Below are 19,269 nucleotides of genomic sequence, written 5' to 3'. Positions count from 1 at the left end.
TTCATCACAACTGCAAAAAATTTTGCACTATATGCAAAAAATCACAAATGAAATTTACTCATCCGGTACTGCAGACTCTGCCGGCTGATTCCAAGCTCCTTAGCTGCCTGCATTACGTTACCGCCGCTGTGCTGAAGCGCCTCTTTAATTAGCGCAAATTCCATTTCAAGCAGACGTTCCTTTAAAGTTCCTTTGCCGCTGTTTGCCCCGGCTGGACCACTTTTCTCCATCTCTCCTGCTTCCAGAAGGTCTGTCCGTTTACGGAAATGGTCCGGCAGGTGGCTTTCCTCGATCACTTCCTCATCGAGCATCAAATTCATTGCTCCTTCGATGACATGCTCAAGCTCCCGGATGTTTCCCGGCCAGTGGTAAGATTCCAGCCTTGCTTTCACCGATGGGGAGACGCGTTCCACTTCCATTTGAAAGACCCGGTTGTACTTTTCCAGAAAGGTCTCCACCAGCGGTTCAATATCTGTTTTTCTTTCCCGGAGCGCTGGAACATACAGGGTGACGACGCCAATACGGTAAAAAAGATCTTCACGCAGCTCGTTGTTTTGAATAGCTTCTGCCGGCTCTTTGTTCATAGTTGCAATAATACGGACATTGATAGACTGCTCTTTGTGTGACCCTAAGCGTGTCACCTTTTTTTCCTGCAGAACACGCAGCAGCTTTGCCTGCAGGGCCACTGGCAGTGTATTAATTTCATCAAGCAAAAGCGTGCCGCCTTCAGCTTTTTCAAAAAGCCCCGCCCGTTCCGAGGCACCGGTAAATGCCCCTTTTACCGTACCAAACAATATGCCTTCAATTAGCGTTTCCGGAAGCGCCGCGCAGTTTTGTGATACAAACGGCTGCCCGGCCCGCTCACTTTCACTGTGAATACTCTGGGCAAACAGTTCTTTCCCTGTTCCTGTCTCACCTACAATCAATACTGAGGAAGACGTTCTTGTTGCACGTTTTGCGTTCTGAACGACCCCTGTAATTTCAGCAGAACGTCCAATGATTTGGTTAAATGTAAAAAGGCCGCTGTCCGCTTTTTTCTGGTTTTCCCGGACCAGCTTTTCCATACGGGTCACGTCCTTTGCGATCTCCGCCGCTGCCACGATCCGCCCGCCTGAATAAATCGGAAAAATTTCATTAATAGTGGTAATATTTTTTCCCCGGCTGTTTGTATAATGCTGCTTTTTTTCTCTCGTTTCCACTCCTAGTTTGATGGCCTGAAGCAGCCTGCTGTCCTGTTCATGCTCGAAAAGAAAAACATCCATCATGCCTTTGTTGTCAAAGTCTTCATATGTCATGGATTCAATTTCGCGCATTTTATCATTATAAATAATTAAATTTTCATCTACATCAATGACACGAATCCCCTGATCCATTTTCACCATTAAATGATCAAATACATCGTTCAGTTCAGGATAGGATAAAGACTTTGTTCCTTGGTATCCCATAGGCCCACCCTCTTTATAATTTATTCTTGCTTTGATTTTATCATGAAGTGTGGAAGCTTCGTACGTAAATCCCGAAACTTGGGAGTGCAAAATTTTGCACTATATGCTTCTTAATTTTTCTGATTATGGTTCTATCCGGAGAAGTATTCAATTATAATAGATATTTCCGTTGATTTTCAGCATCGTTTTTTCACCATTTTTCTTCTGCCCCGCCTCCTGGCTTTGTTCGTGTCTGCCAAAGTTAAGAATATTGGCACTATTTTTGCAACATATGGAAGTATATTCAAGAGGAGGTGTACTGAATGGAAGGAATAACACTACTCACGTGGCTGCTAATATTAATACCTATGCCGCTTACTGTAGTTTTAGCAGCAATCAGTTATGTTAAATCAAAAAAGGAGACCACCTAAATGGATATTTCCGTACCTACAATTGTGACATTTATCGTTTACCTTGCTGTAATGCTTGGTATTGGTTTTTTATTCTACAAGCTGACCAATAACCTTTCGGATTACGTTTTAGGCGGACGTAAATTAAACGGTCCTGTAGCTGCACTCAGTGCCGGAGCGTCCGATATGAGCAGCTGGCTTCTGCTCGGCCTGCCCGGTGCCATGTATCTGGGCGGGATGAGTGAAATATGGCTGCCTATCGGCCTTACCATTGGCGCTTATTTAAACTGGCAGTTTCAGGCGAGACGACTGCGCAGATACACAATCATCGCCAATGATTCGATTACGATACCCGACTTTCTAGAAAACCGGTTCCATGATAAAACCAAAGCACTGCGTATCGTTTCGGCATTATTTATACTTATTTTCTTTACCGTTTATACTTCCTCCGGCCTGGTCGGCGGCGCCACTCTGTTCGTCAGCTCTTTCGGTCTTTCCTACCAGGCAGCCCTTTGGATCGGCGGCGCTGTTATTATTACCTATACATTCCTTGGCGGCTTTATGGCCGTCAGCTGGACGGACTTTCTTCAGGGGATTCTTATGTTTTTGGCTCTCGTCGCTGTTCCGATCGCCGCCGTCATTGAAATTGGCGGCTGGGAGAATTCTGTTCAGACTGCAGCCTCCATTAATCCGGAGGCGTTAAGTGCGTTTACGAATGTGAGCGTTATTTCAGTCGTTTCCCTGCTTGCCTGGGGGCTTGGCTACTTTGGGCAGCCACATATTATTACGAGGTTTATGGCGATCCGTTCCGAAAAAGAAATTCCAATGGCCCGGCTGGTAGGTATGAGCTGGATGGTTATTTCTCTTCTCGGTGCTATTTTCACAGGGTTTATCGGCATTGCTTACTTTTCAGGGGACGCCCAGCTCGGGGAAGGCAACCAGGAGACAGTGTTTGTACTGTTTACCCAGGTACTGTTTAACCCATGGGTTTCCGGGGTACTGCTCGCAGCGATACTTGCTGCTATTATGAGCACGGTGGACTCCCAGCTGCTCGTATCTTCAAGTGCTCTCGCGGAGGACTTTTATAAAGGCCTGCTCCGGCCGCATGCTTCTGACCGGGAGCTTGTCTGGGTGGGAAGATTCGGCGTTATTGCCATCGCCCTCGTTGCTCTGCTGCTTGCCTCCACTCCAGGCAGCACGGTGCTTGAACTCGTGAGCTATGCCTGGGCCGGATTTGGTGCTGTGTTCGGGCCTGCGATGCTTTTCTCCCTTTTCTGGCGCCGTACGAGCAAGTGGGGAATTCTTGCCGGCATGATTGCCGGCGGGGCAACTGTGATCATCTGGGTCCAGCTTACCGGCGGCCTGTTTGATCTATACGAGATCGTACCGGGCTTTTTGATCAATGTTCTAATCATCATTGCAGTCAGCCTGCTCGGACCGAAGCCTTCAGACAAAATTAAAACTGAATTTGATTCTGTCAGCACGTACAAGGAAAAAAGCTGAAAAACTAAAAAATACCCGCTTCCTGAATAAAACAGGAGCGGGTATTTTTGCAGTTATTGTTGTTTTTCAGTGAACGCCTGTTCCTGAAGCGCTGCTGCTTTATCCGTGCGTTCCCACGGAAGATCAACATCATGGCGTCCAAAGTGACCGTAAGCAGCTGTCTGCCTGTAAATCGGCCGGCGGAGATTGAGCATTTTGATAATGCCGGCCGGGCGCAGATCAAAATGCTCGTTAGCGAGCTTTACGAGCACCTCTTCTGAGACTTTCCCTGTACCGAATGTGGCAATTGAAATGGAAACCGGCTGCGCCACGCCGATTGCATACGCAAGCTGAACCTCACATTTATCTGCAAGTCCTGCTGCAATAATGTTTTTTGCTACATAGCGCGCGGCATATGAAGCGGACCGGTCGACCTTTGTCGGGTCTTTGCCGGAAAACGCCCCGCCGCCGTGACGAGCATAGCCGCCATACGTATCAACGATAATTTTCCGTCCGGTAAGTCCGGCGTCCCCCTGCGGTCCGCCAATGACAAAACGGCCGGTTGGATTGATGAAATAATTGGTTTCAGCATCCAAAAGCTCTGCCGGCACGACCGGCTCGATAACGTATTTATGCATATCCTCTTCAATCTGAGCTAGCGTTACCTCATCGGAATGCTGGGTGGAAATAACGATCGTTTCCACCCGAAGCGGTTTCCCATCGTCTCCATATTCCACCGTTACTTGCGTCTTTCCGTCGGGACGCAGATACGAAAGATTACCATCTTTGCGAACTTTCGTTAACTGGCGTGCCAGCTTATGCGCAAGAGAAATCGGCAGGGGCATGAGCTCATCGGTTTCATTATCTGCATACCCAAACATCAAACCCTGGTCCCCCGCTCCGATTGATTCCAATTCGTCCTCGGTCATCGAGCCTTCACGAGTTTCAAGCGCTTCATCAACGCCCTGGGCAATGTCGGCTGACTGTTCATCTATTGACGTCAAAACCGAGCATGTTTCGTAATCAAAGCCGTATTTCGCCCGGGTATAGCCAATATCTTTCAAAGTTTCCCGGGCAATTTTGGGAATATCCACGTATGTAGATGTCGATATTTCACCTGCTACTAACACGAGCCCCGTGTTCACTACTGTTTCCGCTGCCACACGGGCATTCGGATCATCCTTTAAAATTGCATCTAAAATCGCATCGGAAATCTGGTCACATACTTTGTCCGGGTGTCCTTCTGTAACAGATTCCGACGTAAATAAACGTCGTCCAATTGTAGACACGCTGCTGCCTCCTTTTTAACTGCCTGCTACGGGTGTACTCTCCTATTCTCGGGGTAGACGAAAAGAAAACGGCAGTAGGCCGTTGTGTACAAGAAAAGCCCCTTGTCCCAAAAAATTGAGGGAAAAGGAGCTGTCAGTTCAGCTTTTTCGCCTCTTATCTTTCAAGGCGCCTATCCGCCTCTCCAGGTTAGCACCTTTCCGTTCCCGGATGGTTGCTGGGCTTCTCAGGGACTGTCCCTCCACCTGCTCAGGATAAGAGTATCCGTTCGTACAAAATCGTAACGCAAACCCTATTTGATGTCAAACTTAGTGCCCTTCCCGCTGGCAGGTGCTGCTATCACAAAGGAAATGAAACCACTGGTACCGGTTTGTTGATACCGTATGGTACAGCTTCCGGCCAAGCGCCTCTACTCCCGGCAGCAGAAACACTGCCTTTAACGGCTTTAATGCTGGAATAGTATAGCACAATTTTTTCACAGTAAAATATCCGGCATACACATACGTGCCATCTTCTACACTATGCATCTGCTCTTCAAGCGGCTCTCCTTTGAGCATCGGGTATTTTTCGAATAAATCCTCATCATATATAGATTTCCAATCTACTGTATCCGTTTTATCTATCGCTGAAAGATAAGTATGGAACCTGGTGCATAACGGACAGTCGCTATCGTAAAACACAATAAATTCCGATTGTTTTTCCATAATTTTCCCCTTTCCTTGCTTTCTTACGTCTTTTCCCTCTAAACACTGAAAATATTCATGAACTTTTTGCACAATAAGTATGTACTATTTAATTAATTGTGTTACACTATTTTATATTATATCCATCATTAATGATGAATAAATCCAACTTCCCCCCTCATTAAAGGAGTGATTGTTTATGAAGCCACCGTTCGCTTCCAAACCTGAAACGAATCTATTGAATGAAGCGCACGTCCAATGGAACCTCTCTGTCCCTGCGCTTGTGAAGCGCTCGCTGGCACTGCAGGAGGGGTCACTCACAGCTGAAGGCGCTCTTGCTGTGAAAACAGGCAAATATACCGGCCGCTCGCCAAAAGATAAGTATATTGTCGACGAGCCCGGCAGTTCTCCTTCTATTGACTGGGGAAATGTAAACAGGCCAATGTCCGAAGAAGTATTTAAACAACTTTACAACAAAGTGATGACTCATTTAAACAATCAGAATGAAGTCTTCGCAAGTGATGCCCTTGCAGGTGCTGATCCAGACTATCAGCTTCCCGTCCAGGTCATTACCTCCTATGCCTGGCACCAATTGTTCGCACGGCAGCTGTTCATTCGCCCTGATGGAAGGGAAACCCCTTCCACTCCACCCTTCACGCTTATAGCTGCACCAGAATGCAAAGCAGATCCGGAGGTTGACGGCACCTTATCGGAAACATTTATCGTCATCAGCTTTGCAAGACGCATAATTTTGATTGGTGGAACAGAATACGCCGGTGAAATGAAAAAATCAATCTTTTCTGTCATGAACTACCTGCTCCCTGAACAGGGCGTGCTTCCAATGCACTGCTCGGCAAATATAGGGAGCGACGGAAAAAGTGCACTGTTTTTCGGGCTTTCCGGCACCGGGAAAACGACGCTTTCTGCTGATTCTTCCCGGCTCCTGGTTGGCGACGATGAACACGGCTGGTCCGAAAACGGTATTTTTAATATTGAAGGCGGATGCTATGCAAAATGTTCGAACCTGTCCAGACAAAAAGAACCTCAGATCTGGAACGCTATCCGTTTTGGGGCCGTACTTGAAAACGTCGGCCTGGACGATGCCAGTGGGAAAGTCGACTACACTGACACGCATATTACCGAAAACACCCGGGCGGCTTATCCCATTGAACACGTCGAGGGAATTGTACCTTCTGGCACAGCCGGACATCCGTCAGCAATTATTTTTTTAACTGCAGATGCCTTCGGCGTTCTTCCGCCGATCAGCCGGCTGACGAAGGAACAGGCCATGTATCATTTTCTCAGCGGCTACACAAGCAAACTAGCCGGAACGGAAAGAGGCATCACTTCTCCAGAAGCTACATTTTCCACCTGCTTCGGAGCACCGTTTCTACCACGCCAGGCTTCTGTATATGCAGAGATGCTCGGGGAAAAAATTGATGCACACAATGTGCCTGTTTTTCTAGTGAATACCGGTTGGAGCGGCGGCGGCTACGGTGTCGGCAGCCGTATGGATCTTTCGTACACCCGTGCTATGGTGCAGGCAGCTCTAAGCGGCGAACTCACCAACGCAGCCACTGTGGAGGATCCTATATTTGGGCTCCATATTCCGGAATCCTGCCCTGGCGTTCCAGAAGATATGCTCCAGCCGAAGAAAATGTGGGCAGAAGCCGGAGAGTACGAGGTCCAGGCCCGTATGCTCGCCCGCAAGTTTGCAGAAAATTTTAAGCGGTTTTACGATGTGCCCGGCGAGATCTCAAAAGCCGGACCGACGCAGCTGTAGACGGAATTCTCCGCATAGCCATAAGCCGCATCCACTATGATAAAAAGGAACCGGTATCTGTATAGTCACAGACGCCGGTTCCTTTCATTTTAAGGTAATATATCCTGCCTCCTCGGCATATTTAACCGAACGGGGAAGTACTTCGTCTTTCATAATAAAGCTGTAGCCGGGATGTTCACGGATATTGCTTGGAAGTGTTTCTATCAGCACCGGACCATCCGTTTCCATATAATCCTCGTGAGAAACCAGCGAATCTACAACCGCGATGTATATATTTTTTATTACATCTTCACTCCGGCCCACTACCTTATACTGGCCAAGAGAGCGTATGACTTCAATGCGGCCGCCGGTTTCCTCATCAACTTCCCGTACAGCTGCTTCTTCAGGTGTTTCTCCCTCTTCGATTTTCCCGCCCGGAAACTCCAGCCCCCGTTGGGAGTGACGGGTCAGGAGCCACCTGCCGGCATACAGGCATATCACCCATACATGTCCCGGCTTGTCTGAAAACGGGAAGCCATTTAACGACAATTCTACTTCGTTATTGTAGTAGTCCCGGAATTTGTAGCAGGTTGTCATATGCCCTGATCCTCACACATACGTATCACTCCACTTCTCTCATCTCTCCGGGGAATTATTTTTCCTGGCGGCTGTATAACCGTGCGGCCATCGCCTTGGACCAGGAGCGCTGATCGTTCTTCCGCTCGTGAAACTCCTCCAAAAGCTGATCGCCTTCATATCCTTCGGTAATCAGCTCCTGTAATATCAATTCGGTGATATTTTCATCTTTTCCAGCCATGTACGCCTGGATTAACACACCAAGAGAGTGTTCCAGGCGCGTGGTTTTTTTCACAACTCCTCTCAGAAGAGCTGGAGCATTATCAGGATGGGTGATCACTGCTTCCATCAGCATTTCTTCTTCATGCTTTTCCCACTCATGAATAATACCTTCATATTCTGTAGGTATGACCGCATCGAGCAGCCAGGACTTATCAGGTTCTTCCCGATTGATGATGAGGCCTTCCTTCATTTTTATCTCATGCATTTCAATCACGTCCCCGTCTTTTTCAAACAGGCTGAGGCGCATAAGGCGGAACGTCTTCATGATTTACGGCCGGCAAGTTGAATGGTGCGTTCATACGCTTCTTTTAGACGGCGCACGCCCTCATCGATATGCGAGCGGGGGCAGGCGACGTTAATGCGGACAAATCCAGCGCCTTCCTCCCCAAAGATATGCCCGTCGCTCAATGCTACGCCTGCTTCTTTACGCAGCCATTCTTCCAATTCTTTTTTATCCATGCCAAGCTCCCTAAGATCAATCCATACAAGATACGTTCCTTCCGGCTTAATAACATGTGCTTCCGGAACAGCCGATTCCAGTTGTTCCTTTAAGTAATCGACGTTTTCCCGCAGGTGCACGAGCAGTTCTTCCAGCCATTCGGAGCCATGACGGTAGGCAGCTTCTGCAGCAACTGTGGCAAAAGGGTTGTCAATTCCAACAAAATTGCGCTGCAGATGGGCTTCATATGCTTTCTGCGAAGCTTTTTTCTCAAAAACTACGTAAGACAATTGCAAAGCTGCAAGATTGAATGTTTTGCTCGGCGCCATGCAGGTAATGGTTTCAACATCATAGCCATCCGCCGCTTTCGAAAATGGCACGTGTTCACCGGACAAGATAAGGTCAGCGTGAATTTCATCGGAGACTACCAGAACGTTGTATTTTTCTGCAAGAGCGGCAATCTGCTGCAGTTCTTCTTCAGTCCACACCCGGCCGATAGGGTTATGGGGACTGCATAAAAGAAGCATTTTCGCTCCGGCCTTCATCTGTTCTTCAAGGTTTTTTGCATCGATAGTAAACCCTTCGTCTGTTTCTTTCAGCGGATTCTTGTACAGCTTGCGTTCATTATTATTCACAAGCGCATAGAATGGATAGTAAACCGGCGTCTGCAGAATGACTCCATCGCCTTTTTCAGTAAATGTTTGAATCAAGTGACTGATCGCCGGCACAACGCCCGGGGTAAAGACAAGCTGCTCATTGCCCACATCCCATCCATGGCGCGTGCGGATCCATTCAGTAGTGGCATCTTTCAATGATTCCGGACGACGGTGATAACCGAAAATTCCGTGATCCAGCACCTCCTGCATTGCATCAAGGACAGGCTGCGGAGCCTGAAAGTCCATATCCGCCACCCACATTGGCCAAAGCTCCGAGGAACCGTAGCGCTCAGCGGCGAAATCCCATTTCATTGAATTTGTATTTTTCCGGTTTAATACTTTGTTAAAATCCATGCTAAAAAAGCCTCCTCGTTTCATCTTCCCATGTCTATTCCGTTCTTTATTTTATCACTTTCCTTTTAGTAAGACGAATCCAAACGGCTTTTAACCGATAAATCGTTTTGTATTAACCACTGATTCCCTCCAGTAATCCGAAAAATCAGTATAACCTACACCATCAGATTCTGTGGCGTGAAACAGTGTGTCATTAGAAATATACATGCTTACATGGTTGATACTGCCGTCTCCAGTCGTGTCGAAGAAAATGAGGTCTCCCCGTTTCCAGTTTTCTTCAGCAACATTTCGGCCTTCCTGCGCCTGATCCTCCGACACCCTCGGAAGATCAATATTTTCTTCAGCATATATCCGCTGGGTAAAGGATGAGCAGTCGAAATACTCGGTCGTGCTTTCGGAGGCTCCCCATTTGTATGGTCTTCCTGTATACTCTTCTCCTTTTTCAATTACCCTGGCGATTCTTTCCTGTGCCGGGCTCCACAACTGGGCTGTATAGCGGCTTCCGGTGTCTTCCTCTTCGAACGAGAGTTCTTTAGCAGCTTCCTTTACCGGAATATAAGCCTCACCATTCCAGTCAAACCAGGCCGGGCTCTGCTCAAGCTCCCCTTCCCACGAAGCGTCATCTACCGATAAACGGACAGAAGAGCCTTTTTGTTGCAGCTGCGCTCCGTATAAAGCAGCCGCCGTTTCCGGACGAAGGTACAATTCTTCTTCCGATTTTCCTCCTTCGATGTACCAGCTTTTGTCATTGCCATCAACGTTCATTATTAAAACGTGCCTGTCAGCCCAGTAACCAGCACCCCCAGCCATAACAGCCGCGACAGCAATACTTCCCCACTTCCATGATTTTTTCATACTTTGCCTCCTTTCTATGCAATTGTTCCGATTATTCTTTCTTTTCATGCTAAAATGAACATATCAACGGAGGGAGGGGCATAATGAAGCCGGTAATCCTGTTTATAGCTGCAAGTCTTGACGGTTATATCGCTGATGAGAAAGGAAATATCGACTGGCTGACCAAGGCTGAAGGCAAAGGCGATAATGGCTACGATGAAATGTACCGCCGGGTGGATACCGTGATTATGGGAAGAAAAACCTATGAGCATGTGCTTCTTTTAATGGAATTCTTCCCTTACAGCGGCAAGGACTGCTACGTTTTTTCCACCAGCCGCACGGGAAGCGACAGGCATGTCTCCTTTGTTCAGGGCGACGTGGCAGAATGGATTCAGAACAAACAGCAGGAGTCTGGTAGTGGTATATGGATAGTCGGAGGCACTGACATTATCGCTCCTCTTCTTGAAGCAGAAATGATCGATGAATACATTATTACCTTCACCCCTGACCTTTTAGGGCATGGGACCCCTTTGTTTAAACCAAGGGCCGGGCAGCCAAAGCGGCTGTATCTTCACGAAGTGAAAGCCCTGGGGGAACTGGCCCAGCTCCATTACAAACGATCCGACGGCCTGGAAAGACACTAGTTTAGGTCTAAGTGCTTCTGTAGGTAAAAGCACTATTTTTTCTGAAAAGTGTGTACTTTTTTTACTCTTTAGGCAATAATAATCATATAGAGTAGCATTCGTCCAATTTGTTGCTCTTATCCCATATTTCATTTTGCTCCTGCTGATGGCAGGAGTCTTTTTTTATTTCACTGCACTCGTCCGGCCTCTTTAATGTATCGCTGCACTCCTGCTGCTTCCTGTTCATTCAGCGTAAACCCGCATTGGCCCGCCACAGAAGCAGATTCCCGTGCAAACATTGCCATCGCTGCCTGTAACGAAGCCCAGATGCTTTCGTAAGAACCAGCGGCATAAGTAGCTGCTAGTTCTCTGATGTTCTTCTCTTCGAGGTATATTTCCAGGTGTTTTGCCTCCTGCCCGAAGTTTACCGGGATCTTTTTTTCGAGTACGACCTTCCACTGCAGCATCTGTATCAGCATAAGGCGAACGATATGCAGATGAGCCTGGGCGTAGAGCATCTCTTTTCTCTGCCAGCCTTTGACTACATATACCGCCACCCACCAGAACTCATTACAGCACTGATGAAAGAAATTCTCTTCCGGCATACTTGTTTTGTAGCCCACGTCTGTAGGAGAAGGGAAATCAGAGGCAGGGTTATCTTTATCCAGCAGGCAGCGGGTCAAGCCATCCTGCTTCCAGTGCAAATACCTGCTGTCCGCAGGCTTTAAGGTTAGATCAATACGATTGCCGTCCCGAAAAAGCATTAAAAAAGCAAACGACTCTTCTCCCGACGGTTCTCCGTATAAATTCATTTCATCCGGCGTCTGTACAATCAACGGCTCACCAAATACCTTCAGCCAGGCCCGGTTCTGAATCATTTGGTCTATATTATCCACAAAATAAATAATATCAAAATCACTGAAAAGATCTGGACTGCTGGTGCCGGCAGCCGCCCGGGAGCCACTTAGGGCCACAGCCCGCACCCGTTCATCAGCCTCGGCAGTCTCCATTATTAATGCCATAACAGCTTCAGCTGTTCGCACTGGCAACTCCTCCTTTTATTCCAGTGTCGTCGAAGCAGGCTCAGAAGACAGCATCTGTTGAATACAGTTTTGCCTGTCATGCACAGCAACCGCCGGTGTGAATTCCTGGGCCATGTCATTTTCCACCGAAGCGTACGCAATAATTATTACTACATCACCTGGCTGAGCCCTCCTTGCCGCTGCACCGGTTAAACAAATCACTCCGCTTCCGCCTGCAATCGCATACGTTTCCAGAACTGCCCCGTCCGTATTATTGAATACCTGCACTTTCTCGTTCTCCCCTAGCTCCACTGCCTCCATCAGATTCTCGTCAAGTCTGCTTTTTTCACAAGTATACAAGTCTCGCTCTTCTCTATTTTGAATACGCCGCTATGTATTTACACATGTTTATTATCTGACGACATAGAGATTTATTCAACCACAGTGACTCCATTTCCATTAAAACTTTCCTAAACAACATAAAAAAATGCCCTTTTAACAGGGCATTAATAGATATTGCTTAGGTCTAGGGCATCTCCAAATGTCTGAATTAGATATCTCCGGATCAAATCGCGGCTGAAGGGGGTTTCGTCTGCCTCGCTCCGGGCTTCATCGTTTTTGGCAATAATATGGTCAATATGAGCTTTACTGCCATTCACTTTTTGAATAATAGTAATACGGTGAGAAGGGATATGCTTCAGTTCAAAAGTAAGCTTTCGTTTATTAATTTTAATATAATTTTCATGAAAACCCACTTCGATATGAAATTTACGATCATTTATATTTTTAAATTCCTCTTCAAGGTCCATAAAGTAATACATGATCTCCCTGGCCGTAGATTCAATCAACTGCTGCTCGGGCTGGGCGTCAATATTTAAATATTTACGGGTTTTGGTGGCAAATGTATTTTCAAAACTCATCGATTTCTCCCCTTTCCGTCACGTGCTGATATACGATGATTTCGCTCACATTCCAGGCCTGAAGACCTTTATTTTTGTCTGGACTCTTCCATTAACCGCTTCCGGAAACGCCTCGGATGCCCTCCGGATAAACCATCCAGCTGATTCCCGGACTTGATCTGGAGTAATTGCTTTTTTATCGAGTTTTTCGTCCAGCTTTTTTCGAAATTCGATTACTCCTTCTTTGTCTTCCCCAAAATACGCATGATTGACCTCCGGCACCCGGCGGTCGAACGTGTGGGGGTCGAACTGGCGGTCTCCTTCGTCTGTGCCAACATGGCAGAACGCTACCTGGGGATTTCCGCTTTCGTCAAACTGCATAACAGCAGCCGTCATATTTAAGCCCAGTTCTTTCTTTCTGTCCAGACTTTTGTCAAATATCAGCTGCATCTTTTCATTAATTGGCAGTTTTTTATGCGAGGCCAGAATATCTACGAGCCGGGAGCGGTGGTCGTCTGTTGCCACCCCGCTTACAGCAAGCAGCGCATTTCCAGCATTAAAAACCTTTTGTGCCTTTTCGTCTGCAGGCCCGCCCTCAAGGCTTGCCCCCTTCGAATCCGTGGCGATCATTACAAACGGGGCCCCTTTAGGGGGAACCGCGCTTAACAACAGTCCGGCGGTCATACTTTCACCTCTTCTATCAATCCTTTTACCTATTGGTAATTACCCTCTGAGCACACCCGCAAACGTCTCGACGGTGCTTTGTCAGTTTGTTCGCATTTCACAAGCCATTATCTGTGTTTTTGTTTTCTGAAAAATCGGCTTTAAATTTTTCATAGCAGAGCCTCCAAAATTCCTCCACACTCAGCATATCAGCGTTAAAATGAATATTCCTTTTTCCGGCCGAGGGAAATATCGATACGGCCACTAGTTTTGGTTCACACTGGTACAAATACGAAACCCGGCTCCAGCAGTTAAATGTTTGGCTGAAAACGAGGTCGCTGGCATTGTAGTCCATAAAAAAACTCCTTCCCGCCTCTTCTGCCTCTGCTTTCGTTTATTGAATACACCTTACCTTACCCAATAATCAACGGCGGCGATCTGCTTTCTCGTTTTCTTCCCAAAACAGTACTTTTTGCACACATCCTTCGGCCGCAAAATCCCAGGAATTTCTCTGAATCTGGACCTACATATTCCTAAATTCTCTCCAGAGCCCACGGCTGTTACTTTGTTTTTCATTTCTTTTTTTATGCAAGAATGCGGACGCCCCCCCTTTTAATCTACTAATTGCATTTGTAAACAATTTTAGGGGGAGGCACATAAAAAAACACGCTGCGACTGCAGCGCGCTATATATTTAGATAAGCTTACGGGAAAGCCCTACTGTGCTTGCTGTATATGTGTTTTTTCAAAATACGCGTTCACGTGCTCATACCAAAGCTGGTATCCCTCGCTGTTTGGATGAATGCCGTCACCAATATACTTTTCCATCTCCCGGCCGTTATCTGCTTTTTCATAAAAAGGCATAGAGGCATTTATAAATAAGATACCTTCTTCACGCTCCAATTCTTCTGCAATTTGGCCCGCGAAATTCTGGTACTCTGCATCCAGCTCCGGCTCTCCATTTTCATAAGCAATCGCCGGGTTGGGATTCATAACTATTACTACGGCGTCCGAAGCCTCTGCCCTTGCCTGCTGAATCAATTGGTGAATGTTGTCAATGCTGCTGTTCGGAGAAATGTTCCGGTAAAAATCATTTAATATTCCCGTCTCAATAATTACAAGGTCCACTTCTTGAGAAAGCTCGGCTTCGACCACTCCCCGCTCCAGCATATCCTCGGAGGAATAACCATCTACTCCATGATTGTTTAACTCTACATGCTGCTCATCAGTAATGTGCTGCAGTCTTTCCTCCAGACGCCCGGCCCAGGATTCGCTGTAGCGATCCGCACCGGTACCGGCAGCTACACTTGAGCCAAAAACTGCTACAGTAGAAGCATGGTATGTATGCAGGCGGTGTTCTAGAAACGAATACACATCCATTTCATCCAGTTCAGAAAGATCCTCATCCGGTGCTTTTGTTTTTTCTGGGGCAGACTCTTCGTTTGAAGAAACAAGCATCCAGACGCCTCCAGCTGCAGCTGCTGCAATCAGCAGTATAAATCTTTTTCTCATCTGTCGCACTCCTTTATGCCAGTTTCGATAAAGAATTGAATACAGCATAATACATCCAGAGCCCTCCTACAAGGTCCAAAGAATCAGTTATTCTCATTTATCACATTTTTCTTATAACAGAAGTTATAACCACCCGGGCGCCGGGAAAACCATTTAAAAAGCGAGGTGAATAATCAATGTTAATGGTAAAATGCCCCGAATGCGGACATGAAAACACAGCCTCCATTCAAATGCCGCCTGAAACGTTAAGCACTGACTCCAGCGTTCCCGGAAATGAACAGCCATGCGAGAATTGTCATGCGTCGATTCCGCTGTCCAATGAAAACTTATACTATAAATAAGCTGAGTATGCCAGCCTGAGCGCATACTGCTAAAATAAAGAACGACGCCGGGCCGAGGATTATCCCTCAAACCGGCGTCGTTGGCGTGTTATGTATCTTGGAATGAATATATAATACCTTACCCGGTTTCAAACAGCAAGTTTTGTAACTAAAAAAAGTACTTAAATAATAATTAGCGGTTACATTGTAATAATTTTTCCTTTTCTTCCCTTTTTTTAAATGGTCCCAACCTATAAGAACATGTATATCTTTCCGTTTCATCTAATAACAAAAAGCGACGCCCGGCATGAGAATAAAATCTCAAATCGGGCGCCGCTGATGTAGTATGTATGGTGGAGCCTAGCGGGATCGAACCGCTGACCTCTTGGCTGCCAGCCAAGCGCTCTCCCGGCTGAGCTAAGGCCCCATTTTTTGTCGTTGAAATATCAGCCGACAAAAATTATTGTACCCTGTCTGCTTCTGCCTGACAAGCCCTTTTTCATGTTTTATGCAAATTTATAAAAAAGCCAGCCTGCCCGCCGGCAGGCTGATTTTCTGCTTACTCTTCATTCAGACGCGTTTCAAGCGCCGTCTGGCGTTCTTCAAACCCAGGCTTTCCGAGAAGCGCAAACATATTCTTCTTATATGCTTCCACGCCCGGCTGGTCAAATGGATTGACGCCGAGCATATAACCGCTCACAGCACACGCCTTTTCAAAGAAGTATACGAGGTAGCCGAAATAGTATTCATTCCATTCCGGAATATCAATAACAATATTCGGCACGCCCCCGTCAGTATGGGCAAGAAGTGTTCCTTCAAAGGCCTTCTCATTGACAAAGCCCATCGTTTCCCCGGAAAGATAATTTAAACCATCCAGGTCATCCTCAGTATTTTTTAATTCCAAATCGTTTCCTGCATCCTGAATATGAAGTACTGTTTCAAGCAGATGCCGTCTTCCCTCCTGGATATACTGCCCCATCGAGTGCAGATCTGTTGAGAAGTCAACCGCTGCTGGGAATAACCCTTTGCCGTCTTTGCCTTCGCTTTCCCCGTACAGCTGCTTCCACCATTCCGATACAAAGTGCATGTGCGGCTCATAGTTTACCAGCAGTTCAATAGCCTTACCTTTCTGGTAAGCAGCGTAGCGAATGGCAGCATAGCGATAGGCTGAATTTTCTTTTACGCTCTGAAGCTTGCCTGCCTCCATGGCAGCGGCCGCCCCGTCCATCATTTTTTCCACATCAAGGCCTGCCGCTGCGATTGGGAGAAGACCTACGGCTGTAAGCACGGAATAACGCCCGCCGACATCGTCCGGCACGACGAATGTTTCATAGCCCTTTTCATCAGCCAGCGTCTTTAAAGCTCCCTTGCTTTTATCCGTTGTAGCGTAAATTCTTGAAGCCGCTTCTTCTTCCCCGTATTTATTTTCAAGCCAGTCCCGGAACACCCGGAATGCAAGAGCCGGCTCTGTAGTAGTGCCTGATTTAGAAATGACGTTGACCGACACGTCTTTACCTTCCACCATTTCAAGAAGATCATGCATATAACGTTGGCTGATCTGATGGCCGGCGAAATAAATTTCAGGCCCCTTGCGTTTAGAGGCGTCGATCTGGTTCCGAAATGAATGGCTTAAACTGTCAATGGCCGCCTTCGCACCAAGGTAGGATCCGCCAATACCAATCACAATAAGCACATCCGAATCCTTTTTAATTTTTTCTGCTGCCTGCTGAATTCGTGCAAACTCCTCTTTGTTATATGTATCAGGAAGATCCACCCATCCCAGGTATTCCGAACCGGCACCAGTTTTCTCATGGATCATGCGGTGTGCTGTTTCCACCATTGGCTGCAGCTGCTCGATTTCATGCTCTGATATTTCCTGAGAAATATTTTTACTGTTTACTTCAATTTGCTTTGCCATACTATTATTGCCTCCTTGAAATAGTTTGATCATGTTCGCCCGCATCCATATTTCTTCTTCATTATAAAGAAAAACCAGTACGCCCGCAAAACGTTCTTTCAAGTACCTGTACCCGTTATACGTCCATAAAAAAACCGCCGCTCAAAAGCGACGGTTTTAAAAACAGGTACGATTATTTCCGCACTCGTTTGTTTAAATCAGCCTGGATTTCATTGGACTGCTTCAACCAGTCTTTTAATTTATCTTCAAGAGTGTTGAATCCCTGAGTGTCGTTATTGCTCTGCTGGGCTGGACGGCCGCTGCTTTTGCTTTGGCGAGGAGCCTGGCTCTGTGGGCGGCTTTCACTTTTTTCCGGTGCCGGAAGCGTGTCCCGGATAGAAAGAGAAATCTTTCCTGATTCCTGGTCGACGGATTTGATTTTCACCTTAACTTCATCGCCTACCGACAGCGCTTCGTTAATATCTTTCACATAGCCGTGGGCAATTTCAGAAATGTGAACCAGTCCCTGTTTATTTCCGTCGAGCGCAACGAACGCGCCGAATGGTTTAATCCCCGTTACTTTCCCCTCGACGATTGCGCCTACTTCATATTGCTGTACTGACATTCAAACAACTCCTATAACTTTTTATTAACTTTCAAATTATAGCATTATTTTCGGGTTTCGGCAATCGATAAACTCGTGGCCTCTTCTTGACAAAAGTCCCGCAAGTTCGGTACTTTAAAGGAATAAATTAATTTTAAGGAGGATCCTAACATGAGCCAACCACGTGAACAGTGGGGGACGAGGCTTGGGTTCGTATTAGCAGCAGCCGGCTCTGCTATTGGCCTCGGCGCTGTATGGCGTCTGCCGTATGTCGCAGGAACCAGTGGCGGCGGGGCTTTTTTTCTGATTTTCATTGCTTTTACACTCATTCTCGGGACCGCTTTATTAATAGCTGAATTTGTTGTTGGGCGCCGTACCCAGAAGCCGCCGGTTCCCGCCTATAAAACCATTGCACCGAATACTCCATGGTTTTTCAACGGTATTATGGGCATGATCTGCGCTATTTTAATTTTATCTTTTTATTCCGTTGTCGGGGGATGGATTATTATTTACTTTGTCCGGAGCCTTGGCGGCCTTGCAAGTGGAGGCACAGACTACGAAGCCCTTTTCGGTTCAATTATTTCCAACCCATGGGAAGTAGGTATCGCCCATCTTGCTTTTATGCTGATTACAATTCTTGTCGTGCAGGGCGGGGTGCGTAAAGGCATCGAACGGACCACCAACTGGATGATGCCTGCACTGTTTATTTTGTTTATCGTGATTGTCATTCGATCGCTCACCCTTGAAGGAGCCGGGGAAGGAATTGCTTTCTTTTTGCAGCCCGACTTCAGCGCAGTGACAGGCACTACAATTCTGTTCGCCCTCGGCCAGGCGTTCTTCTCGCTTAGTCTTGGTAACTCTGTGATGGCTACATACAGCTCTTATCTTCCAAAAGAAAAGAGTCTCATCAACTCAGCGTTTTCCATTGTCGTATTAACAATTATTATTTCACTGCTTTCCGGTCTTGCTATTTTTCCGGGAGTGTTTGCTTTTGATATTCCTCCGGATGCCGGTCCAAACTTGATTTTCATTGTACTGCCGGCTGTATTTGAGCAGCTCGCGCTCGGTTCACTATTCTTTACGCTCTTCATGCTCCTGCTTGTATTCGCCACGTTGACTTCGGCATTTTCACTGCTCGAAATCATCGTATCCTCTGTGTCTTATAAACGACCGGATAGCCGCGGCCGGACAGCCTGGATCGTCGGTATATTAATTTTCATCCTCGGCATACCATCGAACCTGTCATACGGCCTGCTGTCTGACTGGCTTATTTTTGGCAACACATTTTTCGATTCAATCGACATTTTGACAAGCAATTTTCTGCTCCCTCTCGGTGCATTGATCGTGTCTCTCTTTCTTCCGTTAAAAATGAAGAAGGCAGATCTTCGTGATGAAGTAATGCGCGGATCCGCAATGGGAAATGGCCTATTCCTTGTTTGGTTTACTGTCATTCGCTATATTGCTCCCGTTGCGATCATTATCGTTTTCATCAACTCCCTTATCGGCCTATTCACAGGAGCCTAAAAAAGCAGCCCGCGGGC

General features: G+C 46.8%; 19 protein-coding genes, 1 tRNA gene and 1 riboswitch. Of the genes, 4 read left to right on the top strand and 16 right to left on the bottom strand.

What is annotated here, in order from left to right; translation table 11 throughout:
• Positions 1 to 41: 41 nt before the first annotated feature.
• Positions 42 to 1,445, bottom strand: a complete 1,404-nt coding sequence (locus CHL76_RS12975) for a sigma-54 interaction domain-containing protein (protein ID WP_094908791.1) — start codon at positions 1,443 to 1,445, stop codon at positions 42 to 44.
• A 410-nt stretch (positions 1,446 to 1,855) separates the two neighbouring features.
• Between CHL76_RS12975 and putP the strand changes: the two genes are divergently transcribed.
• A complete protein-coding gene (putP, locus tag CHL76_RS12970) occupies positions 1,856 to 3,337 on the top strand; it encodes a sodium/proline symporter PutP (protein ID WP_094908790.1) in 1,482 nt (493 codons plus the stop codon).
• 53 nt (positions 3,338 to 3,390) lie between these two features.
• Here putP and metK read toward each other — a convergent pair whose 3' ends face one another.
• Positions 3,391 to 4,605 carry a methionine adenosyltransferase gene (gene metK, locus CHL76_RS12965; protein ID WP_079475645.1) on the bottom strand — a complete coding sequence of 405 codons (1,215 nt, stop codon included), beginning with the start codon at positions 4,603 to 4,605 and terminating at the stop codon, positions 3,391 to 3,393.
• Between the two features lie 151 nt (positions 4,606 to 4,756).
• Positions 4,757 to 4,864, bottom strand: a riboswitch (SAM riboswitch).
• A gap of 47 nt (positions 4,865 to 4,911) precedes the next feature.
• Complete coding sequence (locus tag CHL76_RS12960; RefSeq protein ID WP_094908789.1) at positions 4,912 to 5,307, bottom strand: thiol-disulfide oxidoreductase DCC family protein; 396 nt, start codon at positions 5,305 to 5,307, stop codon at positions 4,912 to 4,914.
• 178 nt (positions 5,308 to 5,485) lie between these two features.
• On the opposite strand from CHL76_RS12960, the gene pckA reads away from it, so the two are divergent.
• On the top strand, positions 5,486 to 7,069 hold the full coding sequence (gene pckA, locus CHL76_RS12955) for a phosphoenolpyruvate carboxykinase (ATP) (RefSeq protein WP_094908788.1): 1,584 nt from the start codon (positions 5,486 to 5,488) through the stop codon (positions 7,067 to 7,069).
• Positions 7,070 to 7,153: 84 nt separating this feature from the next.
• On the opposite strand, the gene ytkD is transcribed toward pckA, so the two are convergent.
• The 4 genes from ytkD to CHL76_RS12935 all read right to left on the bottom strand — a co-directional run bounded on the left by ytkD (position 7,154) and on the right by CHL76_RS12935 (position 10,210).
• Positions 7,154 to 7,645 (bottom strand): RNA deprotection pyrophosphohydrolase, encoded by a 492-nt coding sequence (gene ytkD, locus CHL76_RS12950; RefSeq protein WP_079475642.1) that lies wholly within the window; start codon positions 7,643 to 7,645, stop codon positions 7,154 to 7,156.
• Positions 7,646 to 7,700: 55 nt separating this feature from the next.
• Complete coding sequence (locus CHL76_RS12945) at positions 7,701 to 8,171, bottom strand: YwpF family protein (protein WP_079475641.1); 471 nt, start codon at positions 8,169 to 8,171, stop codon at positions 7,701 to 7,703.
• Positions 8,168 to 9,355 (bottom strand): MalY/PatB family protein, encoded by a 1,188-nt coding sequence (locus CHL76_RS12940; RefSeq protein WP_233133424.1) that lies wholly within the window; start codon positions 9,353 to 9,355, stop codon positions 8,168 to 8,170. Before CHL76_RS12940 ends, CHL76_RS12945 begins: the two co-directional genes overlap by 4 nt.
• Before the next feature lie 90 nt (positions 9,356 to 9,445).
• On the bottom strand, positions 9,446 to 10,210 hold the full coding sequence (locus CHL76_RS12935; RefSeq protein ID WP_158219183.1) for a C40 family peptidase: 765 nt from the start codon (positions 10,208 to 10,210) through the stop codon (positions 9,446 to 9,448).
• 83 nt (positions 10,211 to 10,293) lie between these two features.
• Here CHL76_RS12935 and CHL76_RS12930 point away from each other — a divergent pair, with 83 nt between their 5' ends.
• Positions 10,294 to 10,833, top strand: a complete 540-nt coding sequence (locus CHL76_RS12930) for a dihydrofolate reductase family protein (protein WP_233133422.1) — start codon at positions 10,294 to 10,296, stop codon at positions 10,831 to 10,833.
• A 167-nt stretch (positions 10,834 to 11,000) separates the two neighbouring features.
• Here CHL76_RS12930 and CHL76_RS12925 read toward each other — a convergent pair whose 3' ends face one another.
• The 9 genes from CHL76_RS12925 to yugI all read right to left on the bottom strand — a co-directional run bounded on the left by CHL76_RS12925 (position 11,001) and on the right by yugI (position 17,749).
• Positions 11,001 to 11,855, bottom strand: coding sequence for an aminoglycoside 6-adenylyltransferase (locus CHL76_RS12925; RefSeq protein WP_094908785.1), 855 nt, complete (start codon positions 11,853 to 11,855; stop codon positions 11,001 to 11,003).
• Between the two features lie 15 nt (positions 11,856 to 11,870).
• Complete coding sequence (locus tag CHL76_RS12920) at positions 11,871 to 12,218, bottom strand: aspartate 1-decarboxylase (protein ID WP_371862276.1); 348 nt, start codon at positions 12,216 to 12,218, stop codon at positions 11,871 to 11,873.
• 122 nt (positions 12,219 to 12,340) lie between these two features.
• Positions 12,341 to 12,754, bottom strand: a complete 414-nt coding sequence (locus CHL76_RS12915) for a DUF3942 family protein (RefSeq protein WP_094908784.1) — start codon at positions 12,752 to 12,754, stop codon at positions 12,341 to 12,343.
• Positions 12,755 to 12,799: 45 nt separating this feature from the next.
• Positions 12,800 to 13,417, bottom strand: a complete 618-nt coding sequence (locus tag CHL76_RS12910) for a hypothetical protein (protein ID WP_094908783.1) — start codon at positions 13,415 to 13,417, stop codon at positions 12,800 to 12,802.
• Between the two features lie 97 nt (positions 13,418 to 13,514).
• Positions 13,515 to 13,751, bottom strand: a complete 237-nt coding sequence (locus CHL76_RS12905; protein WP_079475634.1) for a hypothetical protein — start codon at positions 13,749 to 13,751, stop codon at positions 13,515 to 13,517.
• 361 nt (positions 13,752 to 14,112) lie between these two features.
• On the bottom strand, positions 14,113 to 14,907 hold the full coding sequence (locus tag CHL76_RS12900) for an SGNH/GDSL hydrolase family protein (protein ID WP_158219182.1): 795 nt from the start codon (positions 14,905 to 14,907) through the stop codon (positions 14,113 to 14,115).
• 671 nt (positions 14,908 to 15,578) lie between these two features.
• Positions 15,579 to 15,654 (bottom strand) — tRNA-Ala (locus tag CHL76_RS12895).
• A gap of 132 nt (positions 15,655 to 15,786) precedes the next feature.
• Positions 15,787 to 17,145 carry a glucose-6-phosphate isomerase gene (locus CHL76_RS12890; protein WP_094908781.1) on the bottom strand — a complete coding sequence of 453 codons (1,359 nt, stop codon included), beginning with the start codon at positions 17,143 to 17,145 and terminating at the stop codon, positions 15,787 to 15,789.
• A 172-nt stretch (positions 17,146 to 17,317) separates the two neighbouring features.
• On the bottom strand, positions 17,318 to 17,749 hold the full coding sequence (gene yugI, locus CHL76_RS12885; protein WP_079475578.1) for a S1 domain-containing post-transcriptional regulator GSP13: 432 nt from the start codon (positions 17,747 to 17,749) through the stop codon (positions 17,318 to 17,320).
• A gap of 150 nt (positions 17,750 to 17,899) precedes the next feature.
• On the opposite strand from yugI, the gene CHL76_RS12880 reads away from it, so the two are divergent.
• Entirely contained in the window at positions 17,900 to 19,252 is a 1,353-nt protein-coding gene (locus CHL76_RS12880) for a sodium-dependent transporter (protein ID WP_094908780.1), read from the top strand.
• Positions 19,253 to 19,269 lie beyond the last annotated feature (17 nt).

This window comes from Marinococcus halophilus (assembly GCF_002265875.1).
GTDB classification, from domain to species: Bacteria; Bacillota; Bacilli; order Bacillales; family Marinococcaceae; genus Marinococcus; species Marinococcus halophilus.
This window is presented reverse-complemented; position numbering and strand designations above follow the sequence as displayed.

Excerpts from the sequence above, each read along its gene's own strand:
- pckA (WP_094908788.1), top strand. The coding sequence starts at position 5,486 with ATGAAGCCACCGTTCGCTTCCAAACCTGAAACGAATCTATTGAATGAA.
- CHL76_RS12905 (WP_079475634.1), bottom strand. The coding sequence starts at position 13,751 with ATGGACTACAATGCCAGCGACCTCGTTTTCAGCCAAACATTTAACTGC.
- CHL76_RS12915 (WP_094908784.1), bottom strand. The coding sequence starts at position 12,754 with ATGAGTTTTGAAAATACATTTGCCACCAAAACCCGTAAATATTTAAAT.
- CHL76_RS12935 (WP_158219183.1), bottom strand. The coding sequence starts at position 10,210 with ATGAAAAAATCATGGAAGTGGGGAAGTATTGCTGTCGCGGCTGTTATG.
- yugI (WP_079475578.1), bottom strand. The coding sequence starts at position 17,749 with ATGTCAGTACAGCAATATGAAGTAGGCGCAATCGTCGAGGGGAAAGTA.
- CHL76_RS12940 (WP_233133424.1), bottom strand. The coding sequence starts at position 9,355 with ATGGATTTTAACAAAGTATTAAACCGGAAAAATACAAATTCAATGAAA.
- CHL76_RS12900 (WP_158219182.1), bottom strand. The coding sequence starts at position 14,907 with ATGAGAAAAAGATTTATACTGCTGATTGCAGCAGCTGCAGCTGGAGGC.
- CHL76_RS12975 (WP_094908791.1), bottom strand. The coding sequence starts at position 1,445 with ATGGGATACCAAGGAACAAAGTCTTTATCCTATCCTGAACTGAACGAT.
- CHL76_RS12910 (WP_094908783.1), bottom strand. The coding sequence starts at position 13,417 with ATGACCGCCGGACTGTTGTTAAGCGCGGTTCCCCCTAAAGGGGCCCCG.
- CHL76_RS12890 (WP_094908781.1), bottom strand. The coding sequence starts at position 17,145 with ATGGCAAAGCAAATTGAAGTAAACAGTAAAAATATTTCTCAGGAAATA.
- CHL76_RS12945 (WP_079475641.1), bottom strand. The coding sequence starts at position 8,171 with ATGAAGACGTTCCGCCTTATGCGCCTCAGCCTGTTTGAAAAAGACGGG.
- CHL76_RS12960 (WP_094908789.1), bottom strand. The coding sequence starts at position 5,307 with ATGGAAAAACAATCGGAATTTATTGTGTTTTACGATAGCGACTGTCCG.
- ytkD (WP_079475642.1), bottom strand. The coding sequence starts at position 7,645 with ATGACAACCTGCTACAAATTCCGGGACTACTACAATAACGAAGTAGAA.
- CHL76_RS12880 (WP_094908780.1), top strand. The coding sequence starts at position 17,900 with ATGAGCCAACCACGTGAACAGTGGGGGACGAGGCTTGGGTTCGTATTA.
- putP (WP_094908790.1), top strand. The coding sequence starts at position 1,856 with ATGGATATTTCCGTACCTACAATTGTGACATTTATCGTTTACCTTGCT.
- CHL76_RS12930 (WP_233133422.1), top strand. The coding sequence starts at position 10,294 with ATGAAGCCGGTAATCCTGTTTATAGCTGCAAGTCTTGACGGTTATATC.